Origin of the sequence: Anaerotignum lactatifermentans (genome assembly GCF_014982935.1) — a bacterium.
GTDB lineage: Bacteria > Bacillota > Clostridia > Lachnospirales > Anaerotignaceae > Anaerotignum > Anaerotignum lactatifermentans.
Window position 1 is genome coordinate 1 of the sequence record NZ_JADCKK010000050.1, and the last position, 19,346, is coordinate 19,346.

The window sequence follows — 19,346 nt, forward strand, 5'->3', positions numbered from 1 at the left end:
CAACTCGTTTGCTTTTACAAACATCAGCTATAAATGGCTGTCCGCACTTCTTTGCGGTGTGTGGTCAACTCGTTTGCTTTTACAAACATCAGCTATAAATGGCTGTCCGCACTTCTTTGCGGTGTGTAGTTTCCCAACTGCAATCCCTTGGGGAAAAACAGGGAGTTTCAAGGCATTTATGCCGATGGATACTCTGCACCCCGAAGAAAACGGGGGCAGCGAAGCTGACTTTGCAAAGCAAAGTGCTTGACCCGCTGTTTATACTTCTGCTTACTCGTGAAAGGCTTGAATGAAATGAGCCTTTCACGAAACAAAGGGTGTCGATAATATCGACACCCTTTGTTTTCTGCACTCTACAGGATTCGAACCTGCGGCCTTTCGGTCCGGAGCCGAACGCTCTATCCCCTGAGCTAAGAGTGCAAACCGTAATCCTTATTTTACAAGAAAACAGGCGGTCTGTCAAATTTTCTTTTCGTCTTTTTCCAAAAAAATCCGACACATCTTCGGGGAGGATTCCGCTTGCCGCAGGAGAGATAAAAACTCCGCCACCGTCAGTTTTTCCCATAGTTTATCGGCGGGAGGATAGAACTTTTCTGACCGTCCCAGAAGAAAATCCGTGGAAACGTCGAAATAATCCGCCAGTTTCAGCAAATCGTCAAAGGAGGGCTGGTTCCTGCCGGATTCATAATTGGCAACGGCTGTATGGTTGTAATGGAGGTACTGCCCCAAAGCCTCCTGTGTGATGCCCTTTTCTTTGCGGAGCTGGCGCAGACGCTGGGGAAATTTGTTTCGCATGGACAATGCCCCCTCTTTTAGGAAAAATTTTCTGGTATCGTTTTACCTCATTATACTTATTTTAAATAAGAATTTCAATATAATATGTTATTTTGAAGTCTAATCCTATTTTTACGGCACAACCTATAATGTTATCAGGTGATGAATATGCATGCAAAAGACTTTGAAAACTTTCTTTCTCTGAGAATCTCACAGCTGCGGCATCAAAAAGGAGTTTCTGCCAGAGAAATGAGTCTTGCCATAGGACAAAGTGAAAATTATATCAGCCGAATCGAAAGCAAGCGGATGTTGCCTTCCATGCTTGTCTTTTTCTATATTTGCGAATATTTTGGCATCCATCCAAAGGAATTCTTTGACGAGCAGCTGGAAAACCCCGGCATCTCCAAAGAGCTGATGGAGAAATTCCAGAAACTGACGCCGGAACAATCCCAGCACATCCTTGCCATCATGGACGACATTTTGGAGCGTTGACATGCTTTTGTGAAAAACAAAAAAGCCGAAATCAAAGCAGATTCCACTTAAGAAAACATTGTTTTTCTTTTTCTTGATTTCTTAAGGGGAATTGCGATGGCAGTCTTCATAAGAAAACATACCAGATAATACCCTCACAAAAACAAAAAGCTGAAATTCTTTTATTTAATAAGAATTTCAGCTTTTTGTTTTCTTATGAAGACGCCCCGAAAAGGATTTCGGCTCTTTTTATGCCTTCACTATTTTCTCAATGATTCTATCTTAGTCTTCAATATGCAGAGGTTTCAAATCCCAGATTTCTTCCGCATACTGGCGAATGGTTCTGTCACTGGAGAACTTACCGCTCTTCGCCACGTTGACAATTGCCATTTTTGCCCATTTTGTCTGGTCACGATATGCTCTGTCAATATCCCACTGGGCTCTTGCGTAATCCGCATAGTCTTCCAGTACGAAATATTCGTCCGCTCTGCCGCCGCAACCATTGAGCAATGCGTCGTAGAGTTCACGGAACAGGTCTGTGTTCTGGTCGAATGTACCGTCGATGAGGCTGGTCAGAGCCATACGCACTTCCTGATTCATGTTGTAAATGAACCAAGGGTCATAGTGGTCATGGTATTTTGCCTGTACTTCTTCAGCAGACATACCAAAGATAAAGATATTGTCTTTGCCCACTTCTTCGTAGATTTCCACGTTTGCACCGTCCATGGTACCAACGGTCAATGCGCCGTTGAGCATGAATTTCATGTTACCGGTACCGGATGCTTCTTTACCAGCTGTGGAAATCTGTTCGCTGACATCAGCCGCAGGAATGAGGCGTTCTGCCAGAGATACGCGGTAATTTTCCATAAATACCACTTTGATTTTGCCTTCGATGGTAGGGTCATTGTTGACTACATCGGCAACAGCGTTGATAAGCTTGATAATCAGTTTCGCACGGCGATAGCCTGCCGCTGCTTTTGCACCGAAAATGAATGTACGAGGCACCATATCCATGCCGGGGTTCATTTTCAGCTGGTTATACAGCCCAATGATATGCAGCACGTTCAGCAGCTGGCGTTTGTATTCATGCAGACGCTTTACCTGAATATCAAAGATGGAATCGGGGTTGATGTCGATGCCCTTTGTTTCTTTGATATACTTCGCCAGTGCAACTTTATTTGCTTTCTTGATTTCCATGAAACGACGGCGGAAGGTTTCATCTTCTGCGTAAGGCAGGAGTTTTTCCAGTTCTGTCAATTCTGTAATCCAGCCATCGCCAATGGTTTCAGAGATGAGCCCAGCCAGACCATGGTTGGCATGAAGGAGCCATCTTCTCTGGGTGATACCATTTGTTTTATTATTGAATTTTTCAGGATACAGTTCATAGAAGTCCTTCAGTTCCTGATGTTTCAGAATTTCTGTATGGAGTGCCGCAACACCGTTTACGGAATGGCTGCCCACGATGGCAAGGTATGCCATACGAATCTGACCGTCGGCAATGATTGCCATACGACGGAGTTTTTCAGGGTCCATGCCGTATTTTGCCTGCAATTCCAGACAATAGCGGCGGTTGATTTCTTCCACGATCTGATAGATACGAGGCAGCAGACGGCTAAACAGTTCCATGGGCCATTTTTCCAGCGCTTCCGCCATAATGGTATGGTTGGTGTAAGCGCATACCTTTCTGGTGATTTCCCAAGCGTCATCCCAAGGCACATCGTTTTCATCCACCAGCACACGCATCAGTTCCGCAACTGCTACAGTCGGATGTGTGTCGTTCAGCTGGAACGCCACTTTATCAGGCAGTTCATGGAAATTGGTGTGGTGTTTCTTGAAACGCTCCACAACGCGCTGTACGGTGGCGGAAATGAAGAAATACTGCTGACGCAGACGCAGTTCTTTCCCCTGAATGTGTTCATCGGCAGGGTACAGCACGTCTGTCATGGTGCTTGCCAGCAATTCTTCTTCGGCTGCTTTCTGGTAATTGCCTTCGTTGAAGAATTTCAAATCCAGTTTATTCTTCGCCCGTGCTTCCCACAGACGCAGTGTATTTACGGTGTTATTGCCATAGCCGATAACAGGATAGTCATAAGGCACAGCGATAACAGACTGATAATTTTCCTGTACGAAACGGTATTCTCCGTTGCCTTTGGGCACAGCGCGCACATTGCCGCCGAATTTGACTTCTACAGCGTATTCATTTCTCTTGATGCCCCAAGGGTCGCCGTTTTCCAGCCAGTTATCGGGCGCTTCCACCTGATAACCGTTTTCGATTTTCTGTTCAAAAATACCGTAGTGGTAGCGGATACCGCAGCCATAAGCAGGCAGCTGCAATGTGGACAGGGAATCCAGGAAACATGCAGCCAGACGCCCCAGACCGCCGTTGCCCAGACCCGGATCAGGTTCCGCGTCCTCTACCATATTGTAATCAATGCCAAGTTCTTCCAGAACTTCTCTGACCTCATCATACATTTTCAGATTGATGAGGCTGTTGCCGAAAAAGCGTCCCATCAAAAATTCCATGGACAGGTAGTAAACCACCTTCACGTCTTTTTCGTAATATTCATCGTGTGTTTTCATCCATTTGTCGGTGATAACGTCGCGAATTGCAAACACGGCAGCCTGGTAAACTTCCTCGGCAGAGGCTGCTTCCAATGTTTTACGGTATAAAGTTTTGACGTTTTCCCGAATCATTTTTTTCAATGTTTCTTTATCCAATAACTGACTCATAAAAAACCCCCAATAATGTGTACTGAGAACTGCGCAGGCTTTTTCGCCCACCCATTGTATTTTTTGCAGTCCTGTATTCCACTATACCACAAAAATGCCAGAAAATGCAATTATTCCCCGGGATTTCCTGTAAAATCCGGGTTAAATATGCAGAAAATCCAGCCATACCCCCAGCCAGAAGCCCAAAAGCCCGCCGGCGGCACGCAGCAGGAACTGTTTTTCCCCCACTTCTTCCGGCAAAACGGCGCCGCAGACCAGATACAGACAGGTCCCTCCGGTAATGGCCGCCAAGAGTGCCGTCAGCACATCCATGGAAACCAGACCGCCGCTGCACCCCCAGAGCAACGCTCCCAGCCAGAAAAAGACCGTACCCGGCAATCTGCGTTTTTCCGCCACAGTCCCTAATGCCACGCCGCAAAGCACCCCTGCCGCCACAGCGTAAAACGCCTGAGATGTAAAGACCCCCGGCAGATACCGCAGGCAGAAAAAGGCCACCCCCAAGCCCGACAAAAACCCCAGTACCAAAGCAAAAGCGCCTCGTTTCAGGGACAAAAACAGCACACCGCCATACACCACACAAAACATGGTCCAGAAGGAAACAGACATGTTCCCCCTCCTCCCGATTTTTCTCCTGTTATTCAGCTTATGGAAGCAAAGGGGAAAACAGAAGCAGACGGGCACAAAAAAAGCCGAAATCTCTCAGCAGTCTCCCATTCAGAAAACATTATTTTCTTTTTCTTGATCTCTGAACGGGAACTGCGATGACTTTCTTCAGAAGAAAACATACCTCATACCATGCAGATAAAAAAGAAAATAGCCGGAAATCCTTTTTTCTAAGGATTCCGGCTATGATTGTTTTCTGATGAAGAAGTCCCTCATGCAGAGATTCGGCTTTTTATCTTATGCCATTTGGAACACAATACCCACTGCCGCACCTACCAAAATCAGCACAATGGGATGGACTTTTTTCCATTTTCTCGCGGCAAAGAGAATCACAAGGAACAGTATCCACTCTCGCCACTGGAACAGGCTTCCCCACTGGGTAGCGGCGCCGTTCCACGCTTCTTTGTTGAACAGGGAAAGAACGATCACGCCAAAGCCTGCGGAGGCAATGAGCCCCACCACAATGGGACGCAGACCATAAAAGGCATTTTCCACCAACGTACTTTGACGGAAGCGTTCCAGAAATTTATAAACAATGATGATAACGATGACAGAAGGTGTTACCAAACCTGCTGTAGCGATGACGCTGCCCAAAGGTCCCGCGCAGTGAAAGCCCGCATAAGTAGCCATATTAACGCCCAGAGGACCTGGTGTGGACTCGGAAATGGCAATCATATCGGGAATCTGTGATGCGCTGAGCCAAGGGTATTTATCCGCCAGATCATAAAGGAATGGCAGTGTTGCCAGACCGCCGCCTACAGAGAACAGCCCAATCTTGAAAAATTCCAGAAATAATATCAACAACTGCATTTATTTGGCGCCTCCTTTCTCTTTTGCCTGAAAGGATTTTACCACAATGCCGATGACTGCGCCCAGCAGCACCAGCCATACAGGGGAGATATCCACAAATGTTGCCACCACGAAAGAAATGGTAGCAAGAATAATCCCCAGTTTATCCACAACGGATTTCTTCCACATGCCGGAAACAGCATTGATAATCAAAACGCCTACCACTACACGGATACCGCCAAATGCGTTCTGCACAACAGGCAGATGGGCAAAATTGGTCAAAACTGCTGCAATGACCATGATGATGCAAAGAGAGGGGAACACGCCGCCGGCTGTGGCAAAAATCGCTCCCGGAATCCCTTTTCTTTTATATCCGATGAATGTTGCCGTATTGACGAAAATAACGCCGGGGGTACACTGCCCAATGGCAAAGTAATCCAGCACTTCGTCCTCTGTTGCCCATTTCCGGCTCTGCACCACTTCTCTCTGGAGCATAGGCAGCATAGCATAACCGCCGCCAAAGGTGAATGCCCCAATCCGCGCAAAGGTCAGAAACAATGATATGAGTTCTTTCATCTTTTGTCACCTGATTTCTTCTCTTTTGATCGTTTATGCATCGGGATTTTCCGCTTTGAGTTTTTCCATCTGGTCTGTGGTGATGAGGGTATCCATGATCTCATCCAAATCCCCGTCCAGTATGGCATCAATTCGGTGGAGTGTCAACCCCACACGATGGTCTGTCACACGACCCTGGGGGAAGTTATAAGTGCGGATACGTTCACTTCTGTCACCGGTACCCACCTGAGAACGGCGGTCTGCCGAGATAGCCGCGTCATGTGCCTGACGTTCCCGTTCATAAACACGGGCATAAAGCACTTTTAACGCCTGTTCTTTATTCTTCAGCTGAGATTTTTCATTCTGACAGGATACCACGATACCTGTGGGGATATGGGTCATACGGACAGCGGAGTCTGTGGTGTTGACGCACTGACCGCCGTTACCGGATGCACGGAACACATCCACACGGACATCGTTCATGTCGATATGCACGTCCACTTCTTCCGCTTCGGGCAATACCGCTACGGTAACGGTAGACGTATGGATTCTGCCGCCGCTTTCTGTGGCAGGGATACGCTGTACACGGTGTACGCCGCTTTCGTATTTCAGACGGGAGTATGCCCCCTGTCCAGTAATCATAAAGGAAATTTCCTTGTAACCGCCCAAATCACTTTCGCTGGCATTCATGACTTCGATTTTCCATTTCCGCCGTTCTGCGTAACGGGTATACATACGGAACAGGTCTGCCGCAAAAAGTGCCGCTTCGTCACCGCCTGCGCCGCCGCGGATTTCCACAATAACGTTTTTCTCGTCATTAGGGTCTTTAGGAATCAGCAAAATGGTGATTTCCTTTTGCAGTTCTTCCAGACGTTCTTTGTTTTCCGCCAGTTCTTCCTTCACCAGTTCCCGGAAATCGTCGTCCAGTTTATCTTCCAAAAGTTCCAGCTCCTCCGCAATGGATGCTTTCACTTTTTCATATTCCCGATATGCTTCCACAATGGGTGTCATATCGCTGTATTCCTTCATCAGTTTCCGCCACTGGCTCTGATTGGCAATGATATCCGGGTCGTTGACCTGATCTGCCAAATCCATATACTTCTGTTCAATTTCCGCCAATCGGTCAAACATGAGGCTCCTCCTTCTTCTGTCCAAAAACCACACGATCCAGCCCTGCCAAGTCCTGACGACATTCCACAGAAACGAATCCCGCTTCCTCCATCAGGGCAAAGAGCGCTTCCCGCTGGTCATATCCAATTTCAAAAAACAGCCAGCCCCCATCCCGCAGGCGTGCAGGGGCTTCTACTACAATCTTTCTGTAAAAATCCAGACCGTCTTTTCCGCCGTCCAAAGCGTTTCTGGGCTCAAAGTCCCGAACTTCTGTCATGAGCTCCTCGCAGTCCGCCGCCGGAATATAAGGCGGATTGGACACGATAAAGTCCAAGGGGAACAGACTGTCCGGCAAAGCTGTAAACAAGTCGCTTTCCACAAAGTCCACATGGGTCTGATTTTTTTCGTTGTTTTCTCTGGCAAAAGCCAAGGCTTTGGGGCTGATGTCCACAGCAGTCATATCCATATGTCCCAGCTTTTCCAGACAAATAGGGATGCATCCCGTTCCAGTGCCGATATCCAGCCCACGGTGCAGGGATTCTCTTTCCCCTGTTTCCAATATGGTTTCCACCAGAATTTCCGTATCAGCCCGGGGAATGAGCACCCCTTCGCCCACGGAAAAAGGCAGTCCCATGAACTCCCATTCCCCCAGAATGTACTGGAGGGGGCGTCCTTTTGCTCTTTCATCCAGAAAAGCGGCGTATTGCTCCGCCGCTTTTTCATCCAATATGGTTTGTCCTTCTGTCATACGCTGGATTTTGTTCATGCCTGTGACTTTTTCCAGCAGCAGTTCCGCGTCCATCCGAGGATTTTCTCTGCCTGCCGCCTCCAGCATTTCTTTTCCTGTTCGCAGCCACTGGCTGACAGTCTTATTCTGGTTCATCTTCCAGAACCCCTTTCATGGCAGCAATTGCCGTTTCAATCTGATCCGGGTCAGGCTCTGCTGTGGTGATCTTCTGCAGGCACAGACCGGGGTAGCTGATGAGCGCCACCAATTTGCTGTTGGAATTGCCTGCCCAGCGGATGACTTCATAGGAAAGCCCTGCAATGACAGGCACCAGAATGATTCTGGTCACCAGACGCAGCAGGAAATCGTCTGTCCGCACAAAGAAAAATACCACCATACTGATGATCATAACGAACAGCAGGAAACTGGTGCCGCACCGTTTATGGAGTCTGGTGCAGGGCAGTACATTTTCCACTGTCAGTTCTTTTTCGCTTTCAAAGCAGTTAATGGTCTTGTGTTCCGCGCCATGATACTGGAATACCCGGTGGATCTCCTTCATACGGGAGATGCCAAACAGGTACAGCAGGAAAATGGCAATACGGATGAGCCCTTCAATGACACCCAGCACCCAGGTAGGCACCATGGTTTTGAAGAAGTTTCCCAGCCACACAGGCAGCAGGAAAAACAGCAGCATACCCAAAATCAGGGAAAAGCCCACACTGCAATAAATGATGATGTCATTCATGCGGTCACCCAGCTTCTCCTGCAAAAATTTCTCAAACTTGGAAGGCTCCGCTTCCTCTGTCCAATCTTCCCCAGCGATTTCCGCTGAGCGCATCAAAATACGGGTACCTGTTACCAATGAATCCACAAAAGCTGCCACACCGCGGAAAATAGGCAAACGGAACAGCCCTTTTCTGCCCAGACCGCCCAATTCTTTTTTTTCTATGGTAATCCCGCCCTCGGGATTGCGTACAGCCATGGCATACATCTTCTTGCCGCGCATCATAACGCCTTCAATGACAGCCTGACCGCCAATATTCGTTCGTTTCATGGTTTTTCCTCCTTTCTGTCAAAAAGACACGCAAAAAACCCCTTCCTTTCGCAGCAGGGCAAACGACGAAAATTTGCCATGTTGCGAAAAAAAGGGCGGACAAATTTGCCCAGCCCTTTTACGTGTTTCTTGATTATTTTCTGCCGTATTTTTTGTTGAATTTTTCTACGCGGCCGCCTGCTTCCAGCAGCATTTTCTGGCTACCTGTGTAGAAAGGATGACATTTGGAGCAAACTTCGACTCTGATTTCATCTTTTGTGGAGCCTGTTACGAATTCGTTGCCACAGTTGCATTTTACTGTCACCTGTTTGTAATCGGGATGGATTCCTTCTCTCATTTTTTTCACCTCATTCTCTAATTTGTTGATCAATAATCCGAAATTATTTAAAGACAACGTGGGTATTATAGCATAGATTTTCCCGGATTGCAACAGCTTTTCCTGAAAATACCGCCATTTTTCGCTGTTTTTTTAAGCGTCCCCTCTGCCCAGCTGTTTTTCCCAGACAGGCAGACGTTCCACAAATTCCGCATTTGTTTTTGTTTTATGCATCAGGTCATAAAAACCCTGTGTCATTTCCACTGCCGTCATGGTCGCTGCCATACGCCGCAGGGTGTAGTTGCATTCCATTTCCGCAGGACTTAAAAGCTTATCTTCCCGTCTGGTACCGGACTTGATGATGTCCACCGCCGGGAAAATACGGCGTTCCGCCAGTTTTTTATCCAGCACCAGTTCCATATTACCGGTGCCTTTGAATTCCTCGAAAACCACTTCATCCATTTTGCTGCCCGTATCCACCAATGCCGTTGCCAGAATGGTAAGGCTGCCGCCGCCTTCGATATTCCGGGCTGCACCGAAGAACCGCTTTGGCATATACAAGGCTGCCGGGTCAAGACCGCCTGACAATGTTCTGCCGCTGGGGGGAATGGTGAGGTTATAGGCTCTTGCCAATCTTGTAAGGCTATCCAAGAGAATCACAAGGTCTTTCCCCTGTTCCACCATACGTTTTGCCCGCTCCAGCACCATTTCCGTCACCCGTTTATGGTGTTCCGGCTGCTGGTCGAATGTGGAATAAACAATTTCCACATTTTCCCCTTCGATGGAACGCTGGATGTCCGTCACTTCTTCTGGACGTTCATCAATGAGCAGCACAATGAGGTGGACTTCCTTATGGTTCTGGGTGATGGCGTTTGCCACCTGTGTCAAAAGCATAGTTTTCCCCACTTTTGGCGGCGCAACGATCATACCTCTCTGACCTTTGCCAATGGGGGCAATGAGGTCGATGATGCGTCCCGTCAACTCCTCCGCACCTGTTTCCAGCCGCAATTTTTCCTCAGGATAAATGGGGGTCAATTCCTCAAAATTAGGTCTTCTGGCTGCCACGTCCGGGCGGTCGCCATTGACGGTCTTTACAAAAATCAAGGCACCAAATTTCTCCCCTTCTCTTGCCGGACGGAGAATACCTTTGATAGCGTCCCCTGTTTTCAGCCGAAAACGGCGAATCTGGGAGGGAGAAACATAAATATCCCCTGTGCCGGGCAGGAAGTTTTCCGTCCGCAAAAAGCCAAAACCATCGGTCATGACCTCCAGAATGCCTTCGCCCTGCTCCTGATTTTCCCGCTGGGGGCGTTCACCGCTTTCCTGCTGATGGGCTTCTTCTCTGGGCACTTCTGCCGTTTCTTCAGAAAAACCACAAACAGCCACATCTTCGACATTTTTCGCCGCGGATTGTGACTGTTTTTCTGCGATTTTTGCGATGAGCTCGCCTTTTTTTAAGGCGGAAATGGGACCAAGTCCCATTTCCTTTGCCATTTTTCTAAGTTCCATCAGGGTTTTCTGTTCCAGTGCTTCCTTTTCCATTTTCACCTGACTCCTTTTTTCCGCAACGCTAACGCATACTTCACTGCATTAAGCTGCGGGGATTTTCAATACATCACCGGGCTGAATGTTGTCGCCTTCCTGCAAGCCATTTGCTTCCAGAATCTTTGTATATTCCGCACCGTTGCCATAGAATTTCTGTGCCATGCTCCAAGGTGTTTCTCCCTGCTGTACCGTATATTCTGTAGTACCGCTGCTGGAGCCGCTGGAACTGCTGGAAGTATTGGAATCGCTGCTGGATTCGGAATCACCTGTAGTAGTAGAAGAAGACTCAGAATCTCCCTCTGTGGTTTCTTCTGTTTTTGTGCCATCAGGGTTTTTCAGTGCATCCAGTTCTTCCTGCAGCTGCATTTTTTCCAGCTGTACCTGTTCGTATCTCTCATTCAAGTCCTGTGTTTCCGTTATCTGCTGCTGCGCTTCTTCCAACTGGCTGGACAGTGTCACGGTTCTGAAAATCAGGAAGATGATGAGCACCAGACCAATCATGCCCAGAATCAAAGGCAGTTTGCTTCTTCCGCCGCCTCTGTAGTCGTCATCGTAACCATCGCCGTACAGGCTGTCCAGATGTTCCTGTTTTGCACGTTCTTCAAAGTCGATGTCTTCATAACGGGGACGATCGCCAGAACGTTCCATATCGGAGAAGGGCATTTCTTCCCGTTCTTTTTTCTGTTTTTTCTTCTTCATGCCGGATTTCTGAGGTGCAGATGTCTGGATGGTCACTTCTTCCATGATTCTGGATTTTTTCCGTGCCGGCATCACGCTCACATACTGGATATCCTCATTGTAATCATCCTCTGCCATGGAACCTCTGGGGCTTTCGGCATATTCGCTTTCCATGCTTCTTGCACGGCGGGATACATAGCGGGTAGGGTCGCCTTCCTGCTGAGGTGCCCGTTTGATTTCATTGATTTCGGAGCTTACCTGCTGCATTCTTGCTTCCTTCACTTCTTCCACATCTTCCCGCTGAGGACGTCTTGTGCGGTATGCTGCCGCTTCTGTATCCTCATTGGCACGACCCATCAGAGGATGTGTCTGCATCAAAATATCCTGCACTTCTTTGGGCAGGTCATTATACAAATCTGCGTAATACTCTTTATCCGCATCGCTCATACTGCGGCCCTGGCTGCCATTTTCCAGTTTATCTTTCTCTTCCATATGATACCTCCAAAGACAGTTTTTTCCTGTTTTTTTGCATACGAGTTTTCTACTTTGTTGTTTTACATCTTATTCATTTTACATTCTTCCGGAGCAAGTGTCAACAAAAGGGTTGAATTTTCAGTGATTTGTAAGGATTTCTTTAACATGCGCACCTTTGTCCACACTATAAAAAAACAGGAGACAGCTATTTTTATAAGCCCCTCCTGTTTTCCCCGTTTTTTATTGCAGACTCGTTACGGTACAAGTGCCGTCCGTTTCTGTCACATATTCCAGTTTCACGGTACTGCCCACCTGTTTTTTCAAAACTTCCAGATGGTCAGAAGCTTTCACGGCAAAGAGTTCCTCTCTGCCTTCCAGCATCAAGTAGTAATAGGTATTGCCGTCAGCAACGATGTCTTTCAGCAGTGTGATTTTTCCCTCTGCCGTTGTGCCGCTTCCCGAAGGTGTCACATTGATGCCGCTGTTTGCCATAAGATTACGATAAACCTTTTCACACTCTGCCACCGTATCCCCAATGGCGACAATGTGATATTTCTCGATATTGACCATGGCATATTTCTTTACCAGACCTGCCGCATCTTTCAGAGAAAGGAAATAGGTCGGTTCATCGGCAATATTCAGCAAAATGGGGAATGTTGCCGTATAGCCCAGATGCTGCACTTCCCCTTCGGCAGAAGCCATGGCGGAAATTTCTTTTGCACCGGAAATCTGATAATAATTGGTTTCCTTGGTACGGCTGTTCATGAGAACAAAACCAACGATGGATTCATCGCCGCCGATAGAAGTCACACCAGTATATACCCAAACATCGTCGTTGAGGGCAACGTAGTTATAACCTTCTGTGGTCTGCAAACAGCCTTTCTGACCAAATTTGCTGTTGATGAAGCCGTTCTGCAAAGTGCCGTAATAATCATACTGTTCCACCAGCAGTTCCGCGTCATAAACCTTATCCACCCACTGGGGCACATCTGCCACGTCGTAGTAAGCGTGTTCCCCTGTGGCAGCGTTCACCAGAATTGCCCCCTGAATGTCTGTACCACCAAAAAGACCAATGGTCTTTGTTTCCACGGAACATATCCAGTAAGGCACGCCGTTATCATCCACTTCAAAATTGCTGCTGCGAATCATGGCTGTGGGATAACGGAAACGCACATAACGATACAGATTCCGTCCGAAGTGTTCAAAGGGAGAATACTTGATGCCCTGTCCTTCTGGCAGCTTCACCAGTTCCACATCCTGTGTGGTCATGTCTATGTTCATGTAAGCAGGAATACCTGTGTCGCGGTTAGTAATCCATTTGATGATATCACCGTATTCCAGCGGTGTCACACGAACGGGCTTGCTGTTCAGGTTGATCTGGTTGTAGTAATCGCTGACTTCATACTGGGAAACCATATCCACCATGGAACCCATTTCACGTTCTGCCAGTTTCGCCGCAGAATCGCTGTCCAGAATGGGAATCTGGCTGTAATTGACTTCGTGGATATCCTCCGCAAAATCACCATTCTGCACTGTCAGCAAAGAACTGTATGCAGATGCCCGCAGAATGGGAGAAGACAGAAGCACCCCTACCCCGTAAATGACAACCAGCGCCAAAGGGATATAGAGCAATTTTTTCAGTAACGGATTGCTTTCCCACTGACTTTCTTTATGGAAAAACAATGTCTTGGCAATGGTCCAGAAATTGATAACCAATGCCACAACGATCATTGCCACGAAGAACATCCAGCTTTCATTGCTGTGAATATTCAGCGGCGGCAGATAATAATAATACATTCCCGCCCAGATGATCAGCGTCAACAGCAGCGGAATCCACTTGCTTTTTTTCAATTCATGCCACTCCTCTCGGATTTTTATGATTTTCGGGGGCAAAATCCTATTTTTTTGGGTTTTTTGTTGTTTTTCTCAGGATTCTCCTCTTTACATATCCCCCGCAATTCATTATACTATACTATATTTCCAGAGAATTGTATAGTATAGACCAGATACAAAATCGCGTGCAGAAAGCACATATTGTTAAGGGACGTGATATATATGAAAATAGAACGCGTAAGCGACACACAGCTGAAACTGACGCTGACCAAAGCCGATCTGGCAGAGCGGGATATCCAGTTGGAAGACCTCATCCGCCCCGGCGAAAAAACACAGCAGCTGTTCCGTGACATCATGGAACAGGCTATGGAAGAATGCGATTTCATCACAGAAAACACACCTTTGATGGTGGAAGCCGTACCCGTTGGTCTGGACGGCATCATGATCATCGTCACAAAGGTAGAAAGCAAAGACAAAAACAGCAATCCCACAGAGCTGTTCCATCAGGCAAAAGATTTGCACCGATTCAAGAAAAAACCACTGGCAACAGAAGAAGTGGAAGCCAAAGAGGACGACGACCTGCTGGTTTACTCCTTCAGCAAACTGGATGACGTCATCGACCTGTCCATCCGACTGGAACCCCTGTTCCACGGCGCTTCTTCTCTGTACAAAAACGAAGGCAGATATTTCCTGGTGATGCAGGGCAATACATACACCACCGAGGAAACCATCGACGATCTGGAAACCATTCTGGATGAATACGGACAGAAACACATTTCCACACTGCTTTCCAAGTATTATCTGGCAGAGCATGGGGAAACCATCATCGGCGAAAAAGCCATCAAGGCATTGGCGCTGAGTTTTGGCAAAGCGTAAAAAAAAGCTGACATTTCTTACGAAATGTCAGCTTTTTTTATTTTATTCCTCCACATGAATCTCCCGGAGGAATCTATACATAGGCAATAATTTTTCCCAGCCTTGCACAACGAAATCCACCAATTCTGGAGAGAACAGCAAATCGTCAATTTCTCTGGAGGCCGTCAACCCCAGACTTTTCCGCTGATACCAATCCATGACGGCAGGGCTATAATCCCCTTTGCCCATGGGGCGTTTATAAGAATCTCCATAAAGGACAAATTCCTTCATTTTTGCCGCATCCTTTACCAGACGTTCAAAGGCGTCAGGCGCAGCGTCCACTTTTTTCCGAAATGCCTGCATATAAGCCGGTCTGCCTTCATAAAATCCCATGCCATATTCATAGCCTTCGGGCATCACTTCAAAATAAAACACTGGACGGAATTTCCACTGTTCCGCCTTTGTCATAGGTTCTTTCAGCACCATCCATTTTCTTGCCTTATAAGGGCTTTTATCCTTGGAAAAACGCACATCCCGATTGATACGGGAAATGGAAAAATCCATCTGGGGTACATTTTTCTTTTCCAGAAACTTCTTCGTCAGCGCCGCCGAAAGCGCGTCAAAAGGTTCTTTCAGTACTGTGCGGTACCGTTCCCGGTTCTCCTCCATCCACGCTTTATTGTTATTCATTCGCAGTTCCCAAAGAAAATCTATGGTTTCGGGGGTAAAACCCGTAAAGTCTGTCATACTCAACACTTCCTTTCGCCTATTATCATACCGTAAAACTGGGAAAAATAAAAGACAAAAAAACACGGAATCCGTGCCATGATGTGTCATGGAGAATTCCGTGTTTGTGTTTGTATCAAATGCCTGTAAAGATTACAGCAGGCTGCCGATAGACATGAACAGAGGTGCGAATACCAGAGATACAACTGTCATCAGCTTGATCAGGATGTTGATGGAAGGACCGGAAGTATCTTTGAAGGGGTCACCTACGGTGTCACCAACAACGGCTGCTTTATGAGCTTCGCTGCCTTTGCCGCCATGGTTGCCTTCTTCGATGTACTTCTTCGCATTGTCCCAAGCGCCGCCGGCGTTGGACATGAAGATTGCCATCAGAACACCTGTTACCAGAGAGCCAGCCAGCAGACCGCCCAGAGCGGAAGTACCCAGCAGGATACCTACAACCAGAGGAGCTGCTACTGCCATGATACCGGGAACCAGCATTTCTTTCAGAGCTGCTGTGGTAGAGATTTCTACGCATTTTTTGTAGTCAGGTTTTGCAGTACCTTCCATGATGCCGGGGATGCTGCGGAACTGACGTCTTACTTCTTCGATCATCTGGAAGGCTGCTTTACCTACAGACTGCATTGTGAGTGCGGAGAACAGGAAAGGCAGCATACCGCCGATGAGCATACCAATGATAACTCTGGGTTCCAGAATGGAGATTTCTGTCAGTTTAACAGCTTCTGCGTAAGATACGAACAGAGCCAGTGCTGTCAGGGCAGCGGAACCGATAGCGAAACCTTTACCCATAGCTGCTGTTGTGTTACCAACGGCGTCCAGTTTATCTGTGATGTTACGAACGGAGTGATCCAGACCACTCATTTCAGCGATACCGCCGGCGTTGTCGGCGATAGGGCCGTATGCGTCAACGGCTACAGTGATACCTGTTGTGGACAGCATACCTACAGCTGCCAGAGCGATGCCATACAGACCACATACTGCATAAGCTACGAAGATACCTACACAGATCAGCACGATAGGAATCGCTGTGGATTCCATACCAACTGCCAGACCGCTGATGATGGTAGTTGCGGGACCTGTTTCAGACTGGTCCGCGATTTTCTTAACGGATTTGTAGTCACCGGAAGTATAAACTTCTGTGATAACACCGATGATCAGACCAACGATCAGACCAGCGATGATAGCGATGGCAGCGTTCATGTTGCCAAAGAATACCCAGCTCAGAGCCAGAGATGCGATGATCACCAGCACTGCGGAAGAGTAAGAACCCGCTTTCAGGGCTTTATGCGGATTGGAGTTTTCGTCGCCTTTTACAAAGAATGTACCGATGATGGAAGCCAGAATACCAACAGCTGCCAGAACCAGAGGGAATACAGCGCCTTCTACAGAGTAGTAAACGATACCCAGTGTGATAGCAGAGATGATGGAACCAACATAGGATTCGAACAAGTCGGCACCCATACCAGCAACGTCACCTACGTTGTCACCTACGTTGTCGGCGATAACGGCAGGGTTACGAGGGTCGTCTTCAGGGATACCAGCTTCAACTTTACCTACCAGGTCGGCACCTACGTCAGCAGCTTTTGTATAAATACCGCCGCCAACACGGCCGAACAGCGCGATAGAGGAAGCACCCAGACCAAAACCGAACAGAATGTTGGCGTCTTTTGTGATCACATACACTGCGCCTACACCCAGCAGACCCAGACCAACTACGGACATACCCATAACTGCGCCGCCGCTGAAAGCGATAGACAGGGCTCTGTTCATACCGCCAACTCTCGCTGCGTTTGCAGTTCTTACGTTTGCCTTGGTTGCAACATTCATACCGAAATAACCAGCCAGTGTGGAGAAAGCAGCACCAATGACGAAGCAGATAGCTGTCTTCCAGTCTACACCGAAACCGATCAATACAAACAGTACAGCCGCGAAAATAACCAGAATCTTATATTCTGCTTTCAGGAAAGCGTTTGCGCCATCGCGAATTGCAGAAGAGATTTCATGCATACGGTCTGTACCTTCTTCTTCTCTGCCTACCTTAGAAGCCAGGACAAAGGCAAAGAGCAGCGCAACGATGCCCAGCACCGGCGCCAAATACATCAAATTTTCCATAATAATCCCCCTGTTTCATAAATTTGGTGATAATACAGATAATCAGAATATAATTGCTGTTTTTTTGTGAAACAAAAAACCAACAGGCTGTCTTTTTTTGAAAAAAACAAATACACACCCTGCGCCCCACCGCAAAAAGCCCTGTTTTTCTGCTTCGGCACCGGTAGCGTGTATTCTGTATATTTCCAAAATGAGATAGCCATATTCCGTCCCACTTCATAGTATATACGAAACCATAGAAAGAAACAAGCTTTTCCCCACGCCTGCCTGCACTAAATTTCACAATAATTTTTGGTATCTTTATACAAAGGGATACGGTTTTTTTGAAAAAAAATTTTTCTATTGTCGAAGAAAACCCATTTTTCTTCCCGGCAAATTTCCGTCTTTCCCATGGACAACTGTCCTTTTTTTCACAATCTTTACAAAAAAGCCATAAAATCAGTATGATAGGTCTTTCATACATTTCTGTACTATGATAACATAAAATATATAGGATCCGGAGGTAGATAATACATGGAAAATTATCAATCATTCAAAAACACTCTTTTTTCTGTCACAGCATCTTTATTACAACTCCATTCAACATTTTCCAGTCATTTCCATGCAACTATGGACTTCTTTGATTATATTGACGAATTTTTTTCTTATGATTTTCAAATAACACCTGAAAATAATAAATTAGAATTTCAAGGAACTGCAAAAATTGAAAATGGTCAAATTTTGCTATTGACCACAAAATGTAATGTATCTTTTGAAGATGATACCAATTATTCTTTTTTTACAAACATACAGGACATCCATGCACGAGAGTTGCTACATGCAATTCAGGCACAAATTACCGCCTGCCATGATTTTCAAATCTTCCGACAAGACTATCTTCGTATTTTAGAATCAAATCCTTTCCGTTACTTAGAAAGTTTAACTGAATCCAATTTAATTGATTGGGAACCTAAAATTTTTTCGATTTCTAAAAACAATGCAGAAGAAAGCCAAACCCAGTTATGGTTTATGAACTATCATGGTGAATATGGAGAAGAAACCTATGACGTATCATACTCTCTGGAAAACCCAGAAGATACTTCCTTTTACGAATTAACAGATTTTTATCTTGATATGGATATTGGTGATTATTTTTCTGTGGATTTCTCAGAACTCCCTTATGAAGAAATTTTCAAATTATTGTCCTTATTTCAAAAAAAATATATCACAATAGAAGATGTCGTTGTCCGAACAAACAATGCTTTTTGCACTCATCACCATCATCGATTAGAACGAATACAAGCATATATCTGTATTCACAATCAATTTGACATTCACGAAGTAAAAAGTGAATTATCTTATTGCCCCAAATGTGATACCTACTTTATGTCCGAAGTCGAATTTGCGCGATTATCTAAACTGGGAACATTGGGATGTCGTATTTTTACTGAACATGAATACATTCCTATTGCACAAGGAAATACGGCTTCACAATGGAAACCAACTTCTCTACTGCGTAGCTATGGGTATAATGTAAATGCAACAGATAATTTATCAGCAAACCAACGTCACAGCATACTTGCATTTATTTATGAAAATGACATTATGAGTCTAGATGAAATCACACAATTTATAGAATGGTTAGCAAGTCGAAATCAAAGTCCACGTTACAATAACGCCAGAAAAAAATGGCAAGAAGATATTGATTTTTTAAGAAATCAAAAAAATATTTATCAAAAAATCAAAGTAAAAAATCTTTACCGAAAACAAAAACATTTTATTTCAAATTAAAAAAGAGAGGGAAAAATGAACTGAACCAGTAAAAACGGACAATGACAAAAAGCCCCCTTATGTAGGATAATAGAACTACATGAGGGGGCTTTTATTATGGCAAAAAGAAAATACACACATATCAAAATAATTGAACCAAAACT

19 protein-coding genes and 1 tRNA gene are annotated in these 19,346 nt (G+C 46.1%); 4 read left to right on the forward strand and 16 right to left on the reverse strand.

Annotated features, from left to right (window positions below):
• A partial coding sequence (locus INF29_RS11030) for a hypothetical protein (RefSeq protein WP_193486579.1) occupies positions 1–250 on the forward strand: 250 nt, incomplete at its 5' end.
• A gap of 97 nt (positions 251–347) precedes the next feature.
• Here INF29_RS11030 and INF29_RS11035 read toward each other — a convergent pair.
• Both INF29_RS11035 and INF29_RS11040 read right to left on the reverse strand, forming a co-directional pair.
• Positions 348–420 (reverse strand) — tRNA-Arg (locus tag INF29_RS11035).
• A gap of 39 nt (positions 421–459) precedes the next feature.
• Entirely contained in the window at positions 460–795 is a 336-nt protein-coding gene (locus tag INF29_RS11040) for a helix-turn-helix domain-containing protein (protein ID WP_193486581.1), read from the reverse strand.
• A gap of 147 nt (positions 796–942) precedes the next feature.
• Here INF29_RS11040 and INF29_RS11045 point away from each other — a divergent pair, with 147 nt between their 5' ends.
• Positions 943–1,266, forward strand: coding sequence for a helix-turn-helix domain-containing protein (locus tag INF29_RS11045; RefSeq protein WP_072848067.1), 324 nt, complete (start codon positions 943–945; stop codon positions 1,264–1,266).
• Positions 1,267–1,527: 261 nt separating this feature from the next.
• Here the strand turns inward: INF29_RS11045 and INF29_RS11050 are convergent, their stop codons facing one another.
• The 11 genes from INF29_RS11050 to INF29_RS11100 form a co-directional block, all read right to left on the reverse strand.
• Entirely contained in the window at positions 1,528–3,975 is a 2,448-nt protein-coding gene (locus INF29_RS11050; RefSeq protein WP_193486582.1) for a glycogen/starch/alpha-glucan phosphorylase, read from the reverse strand.
• A gap of 141 nt (positions 3,976–4,116) precedes the next feature.
• Complete coding sequence (locus INF29_RS11055; protein ID WP_193486584.1) at positions 4,117–4,581, reverse strand: hypothetical protein; 465 nt, start codon at positions 4,579–4,581, stop codon at positions 4,117–4,119.
• A gap of 294 nt (positions 4,582–4,875) precedes the next feature.
• The gene (locus INF29_RS11060; RefSeq protein ID WP_072849039.1) at positions 4,876–5,448 is read right to left on the reverse strand and encodes a chromate transporter; all 573 of its coding nucleotides are present in this window, start codon (positions 5,446–5,448) and stop codon (positions 4,876–4,878) included.
• Positions 5,449–6,003: a chromate transporter gene (locus INF29_RS11065; protein ID WP_193486586.1), complete on the reverse strand. Its 555-nt coding sequence runs from the start codon at positions 6,001–6,003 to the stop codon at positions 5,449–5,451.
• A gap of 33 nt (positions 6,004–6,036) precedes the next feature.
• Entirely contained in the window at positions 6,037–7,113 is a 1,077-nt protein-coding gene (prfA, locus tag INF29_RS11070) for a peptide chain release factor 1 (RefSeq protein ID WP_193486588.1), read from the reverse strand.
• On the reverse strand, positions 7,106–7,975 hold the full coding sequence (prmC, locus tag INF29_RS11075) for a peptide chain release factor N(5)-glutamine methyltransferase (RefSeq protein ID WP_193486590.1): 870 nt from the start codon (positions 7,973–7,975) through the stop codon (positions 7,106–7,108). The genes prfA and prmC overlap by 8 nt, the downstream gene beginning before the upstream one ends.
• Positions 7,962–8,873: a DUF1385 domain-containing protein gene (locus INF29_RS11080; RefSeq protein ID WP_193486592.1), complete on the reverse strand. Its 912-nt coding sequence runs from the start codon at positions 8,871–8,873 to the stop codon at positions 7,962–7,964. Before INF29_RS11080 ends, prmC begins: the two co-directional genes overlap by 14 nt.
• Before the next feature lie 133 nt (positions 8,874–9,006).
• Positions 9,007–9,210 carry a 50S ribosomal protein L31 gene (gene rpmE / locus INF29_RS11085; protein WP_022255551.1) on the reverse strand — a complete coding sequence of 68 codons (204 nt, stop codon included), beginning with the start codon at positions 9,208–9,210 and terminating at the stop codon, positions 9,007–9,009.
• A gap of 132 nt (positions 9,211–9,342) precedes the next feature.
• Complete coding sequence (gene rho, locus INF29_RS11090) at positions 9,343–10,731, reverse strand: transcription termination factor Rho (protein WP_087988465.1); 1,389 nt, start codon at positions 10,729–10,731, stop codon at positions 9,343–9,345.
• Positions 10,732–10,779: 48 nt separating this feature from the next.
• The gene (locus INF29_RS11095; protein ID WP_193486594.1) at positions 10,780–11,904 is read right to left on the reverse strand and encodes a LysM peptidoglycan-binding domain-containing protein; all 1,125 of its coding nucleotides are present in this window, start codon (positions 11,902–11,904) and stop codon (positions 10,780–10,782) included.
• A 222-nt stretch (positions 11,905–12,126) separates the two neighbouring features.
• Positions 12,127–13,737, reverse strand: coding sequence for a CvpA family protein (locus INF29_RS11100; protein ID WP_243184148.1), 1,611 nt, complete (start codon positions 13,735–13,737; stop codon positions 12,127–12,129).
• A gap of 204 nt (positions 13,738–13,941) precedes the next feature.
• On the opposite strand from INF29_RS11100, the gene INF29_RS11105 reads away from it, so the two are divergent.
• A complete protein-coding gene (locus INF29_RS11105) occupies positions 13,942–14,595 on the forward strand; it encodes an adaptor protein MecA (RefSeq protein ID WP_193486596.1) in 654 nt (217 codons plus the stop codon).
• 42 nt (positions 14,596–14,637) lie between these two features.
• Here INF29_RS11105 and INF29_RS11110 read toward each other — a convergent pair whose 3' ends face one another.
• The 3 genes from INF29_RS11110 to INF29_RS11120 all read right to left on the reverse strand — a co-directional run bounded on the left by INF29_RS11110 (position 14,638) and on the right by INF29_RS11120 (position 17,965).
• The gene (locus INF29_RS11110) at positions 14,638–15,321 is read right to left on the reverse strand and encodes a DUF2461 domain-containing protein (protein WP_193486598.1); all 684 of its coding nucleotides are present in this window, start codon (positions 15,319–15,321) and stop codon (positions 14,638–14,640) included.
• Positions 15,322–15,453: 132 nt separating this feature from the next.
• A complete protein-coding gene (locus tag INF29_RS11115) occupies positions 15,454–17,433 on the reverse strand; it encodes a sodium-translocating pyrophosphatase (RefSeq protein ID WP_072849020.1) in 1,980 nt (659 codons plus the stop codon).
• Positions 17,360–17,965: a hypothetical protein gene (locus tag INF29_RS11120; protein WP_193486600.1), complete on the reverse strand. Its 606-nt coding sequence runs from the start codon at positions 17,963–17,965 to the stop codon at positions 17,360–17,362. The genes INF29_RS11115 and INF29_RS11120 overlap by 74 nt, the downstream gene beginning before the upstream one ends.
• Here INF29_RS11120 and INF29_RS11125 point away from each other — a divergent pair.
• Positions 17,947–19,203: a hypothetical protein gene (locus INF29_RS11125; RefSeq protein ID WP_193486602.1), complete on the forward strand. Its 1,257-nt coding sequence runs from the start codon at positions 17,947–17,949 to the stop codon at positions 19,201–19,203. The genes INF29_RS11120 and INF29_RS11125 overlap by 19 nt on opposite strands.
• Positions 19,204–19,346: the final 143 nt, after the last annotated feature.

What these genes read in the sequence shown, in the direction of transcription:
- INF29_RS11040 (WP_193486581.1), bottom strand. Translation starts at nt 795, where the DNA reads ATGCGAAACAAATTTCCCCAGCGTCTGCGCCAGCTCCGCAAAGAAAAG.
- INF29_RS11110 (WP_193486598.1), bottom strand. Translation starts at nt 15,321, where the DNA reads ATGACAGACTTTACGGGTTTTACCCCCGAAACCATAGATTTTCTTTGG.
- INF29_RS11095 (WP_193486594.1), bottom strand. Translation starts at nt 11,904, where the DNA reads ATGGAAGAGAAAGATAAACTGGAAAATGGCAGCCAGGGCCGCAGTATG.
- INF29_RS11065 (WP_193486586.1), bottom strand. Translation starts at nt 6,003, where the DNA reads ATGAAAGAACTCATATCATTGTTTCTGACCTTTGCGCGGATTGGGGCA.
- INF29_RS11125 (WP_193486602.1), top strand. Translation starts at nt 17,947, where the DNA reads ATGGAAAATTATCAATCATTCAAAAACACTCTTTTTTCTGTCACAGCA.
- INF29_RS11060 (WP_072849039.1), bottom strand. Translation starts at nt 5,448, where the DNA reads ATGCAGTTGTTGATATTATTTCTGGAATTTTTCAAGATTGGGCTGTTC.
- rpmE (WP_022255551.1), bottom strand. Translation starts at nt 9,210, where the DNA reads ATGAGAGAAGGAATCCATCCCGATTACAAACAGGTGACAGTAAAATGC.
- INF29_RS11080 (WP_193486592.1), bottom strand. Translation starts at nt 8,873, where the DNA reads ATGAAACGAACGAATATTGGCGGTCAGGCTGTCATTGAAGGCGTTATG.
- rho (WP_087988465.1), bottom strand. Translation starts at nt 10,731, where the DNA reads ATGGAAAAGGAAGCACTGGAACAGAAAACCCTGATGGAACTTAGAAAA.
- INF29_RS11105 (WP_193486596.1), top strand. Translation starts at nt 13,942, where the DNA reads ATGAAAATAGAACGCGTAAGCGACACACAGCTGAAACTGACGCTGACC.
- INF29_RS11050 (WP_193486582.1), bottom strand. Translation starts at nt 3,975, where the DNA reads ATGAGTCAGTTATTGGATAAAGAAACATTGAAAAAAATGATTCGGGAA.
- INF29_RS11055 (WP_193486584.1), bottom strand. Translation starts at nt 4,581, where the DNA reads ATGTCTGTTTCCTTCTGGACCATGTTTTGTGTGGTGTATGGCGGTGTG.
- INF29_RS11045 (WP_072848067.1), top strand. Translation starts at nt 943, where the DNA reads ATGCATGCAAAAGACTTTGAAAACTTTCTTTCTCTGAGAATCTCACAG.
- INF29_RS11120 (WP_193486600.1), bottom strand. Translation starts at nt 17,965, where the DNA reads ATGATTGATAATTTTCCATGTATTATCTACCTCCGGATCCTATATATT.
- INF29_RS11115 (WP_072849020.1), bottom strand. Translation starts at nt 17,433, where the DNA reads ATGGAAAATTTGATGTATTTGGCGCCGGTGCTGGGCATCGTTGCGCTG.
- prfA (WP_193486588.1), bottom strand. Translation starts at nt 7,113, where the DNA reads ATGTTTGACCGATTGGCGGAAATTGAACAGAAGTATATGGATTTGGCA.
- prmC (WP_193486590.1), bottom strand. Translation starts at nt 7,975, where the DNA reads ATGAACCAGAATAAGACTGTCAGCCAGTGGCTGCGAACAGGAAAAGAA.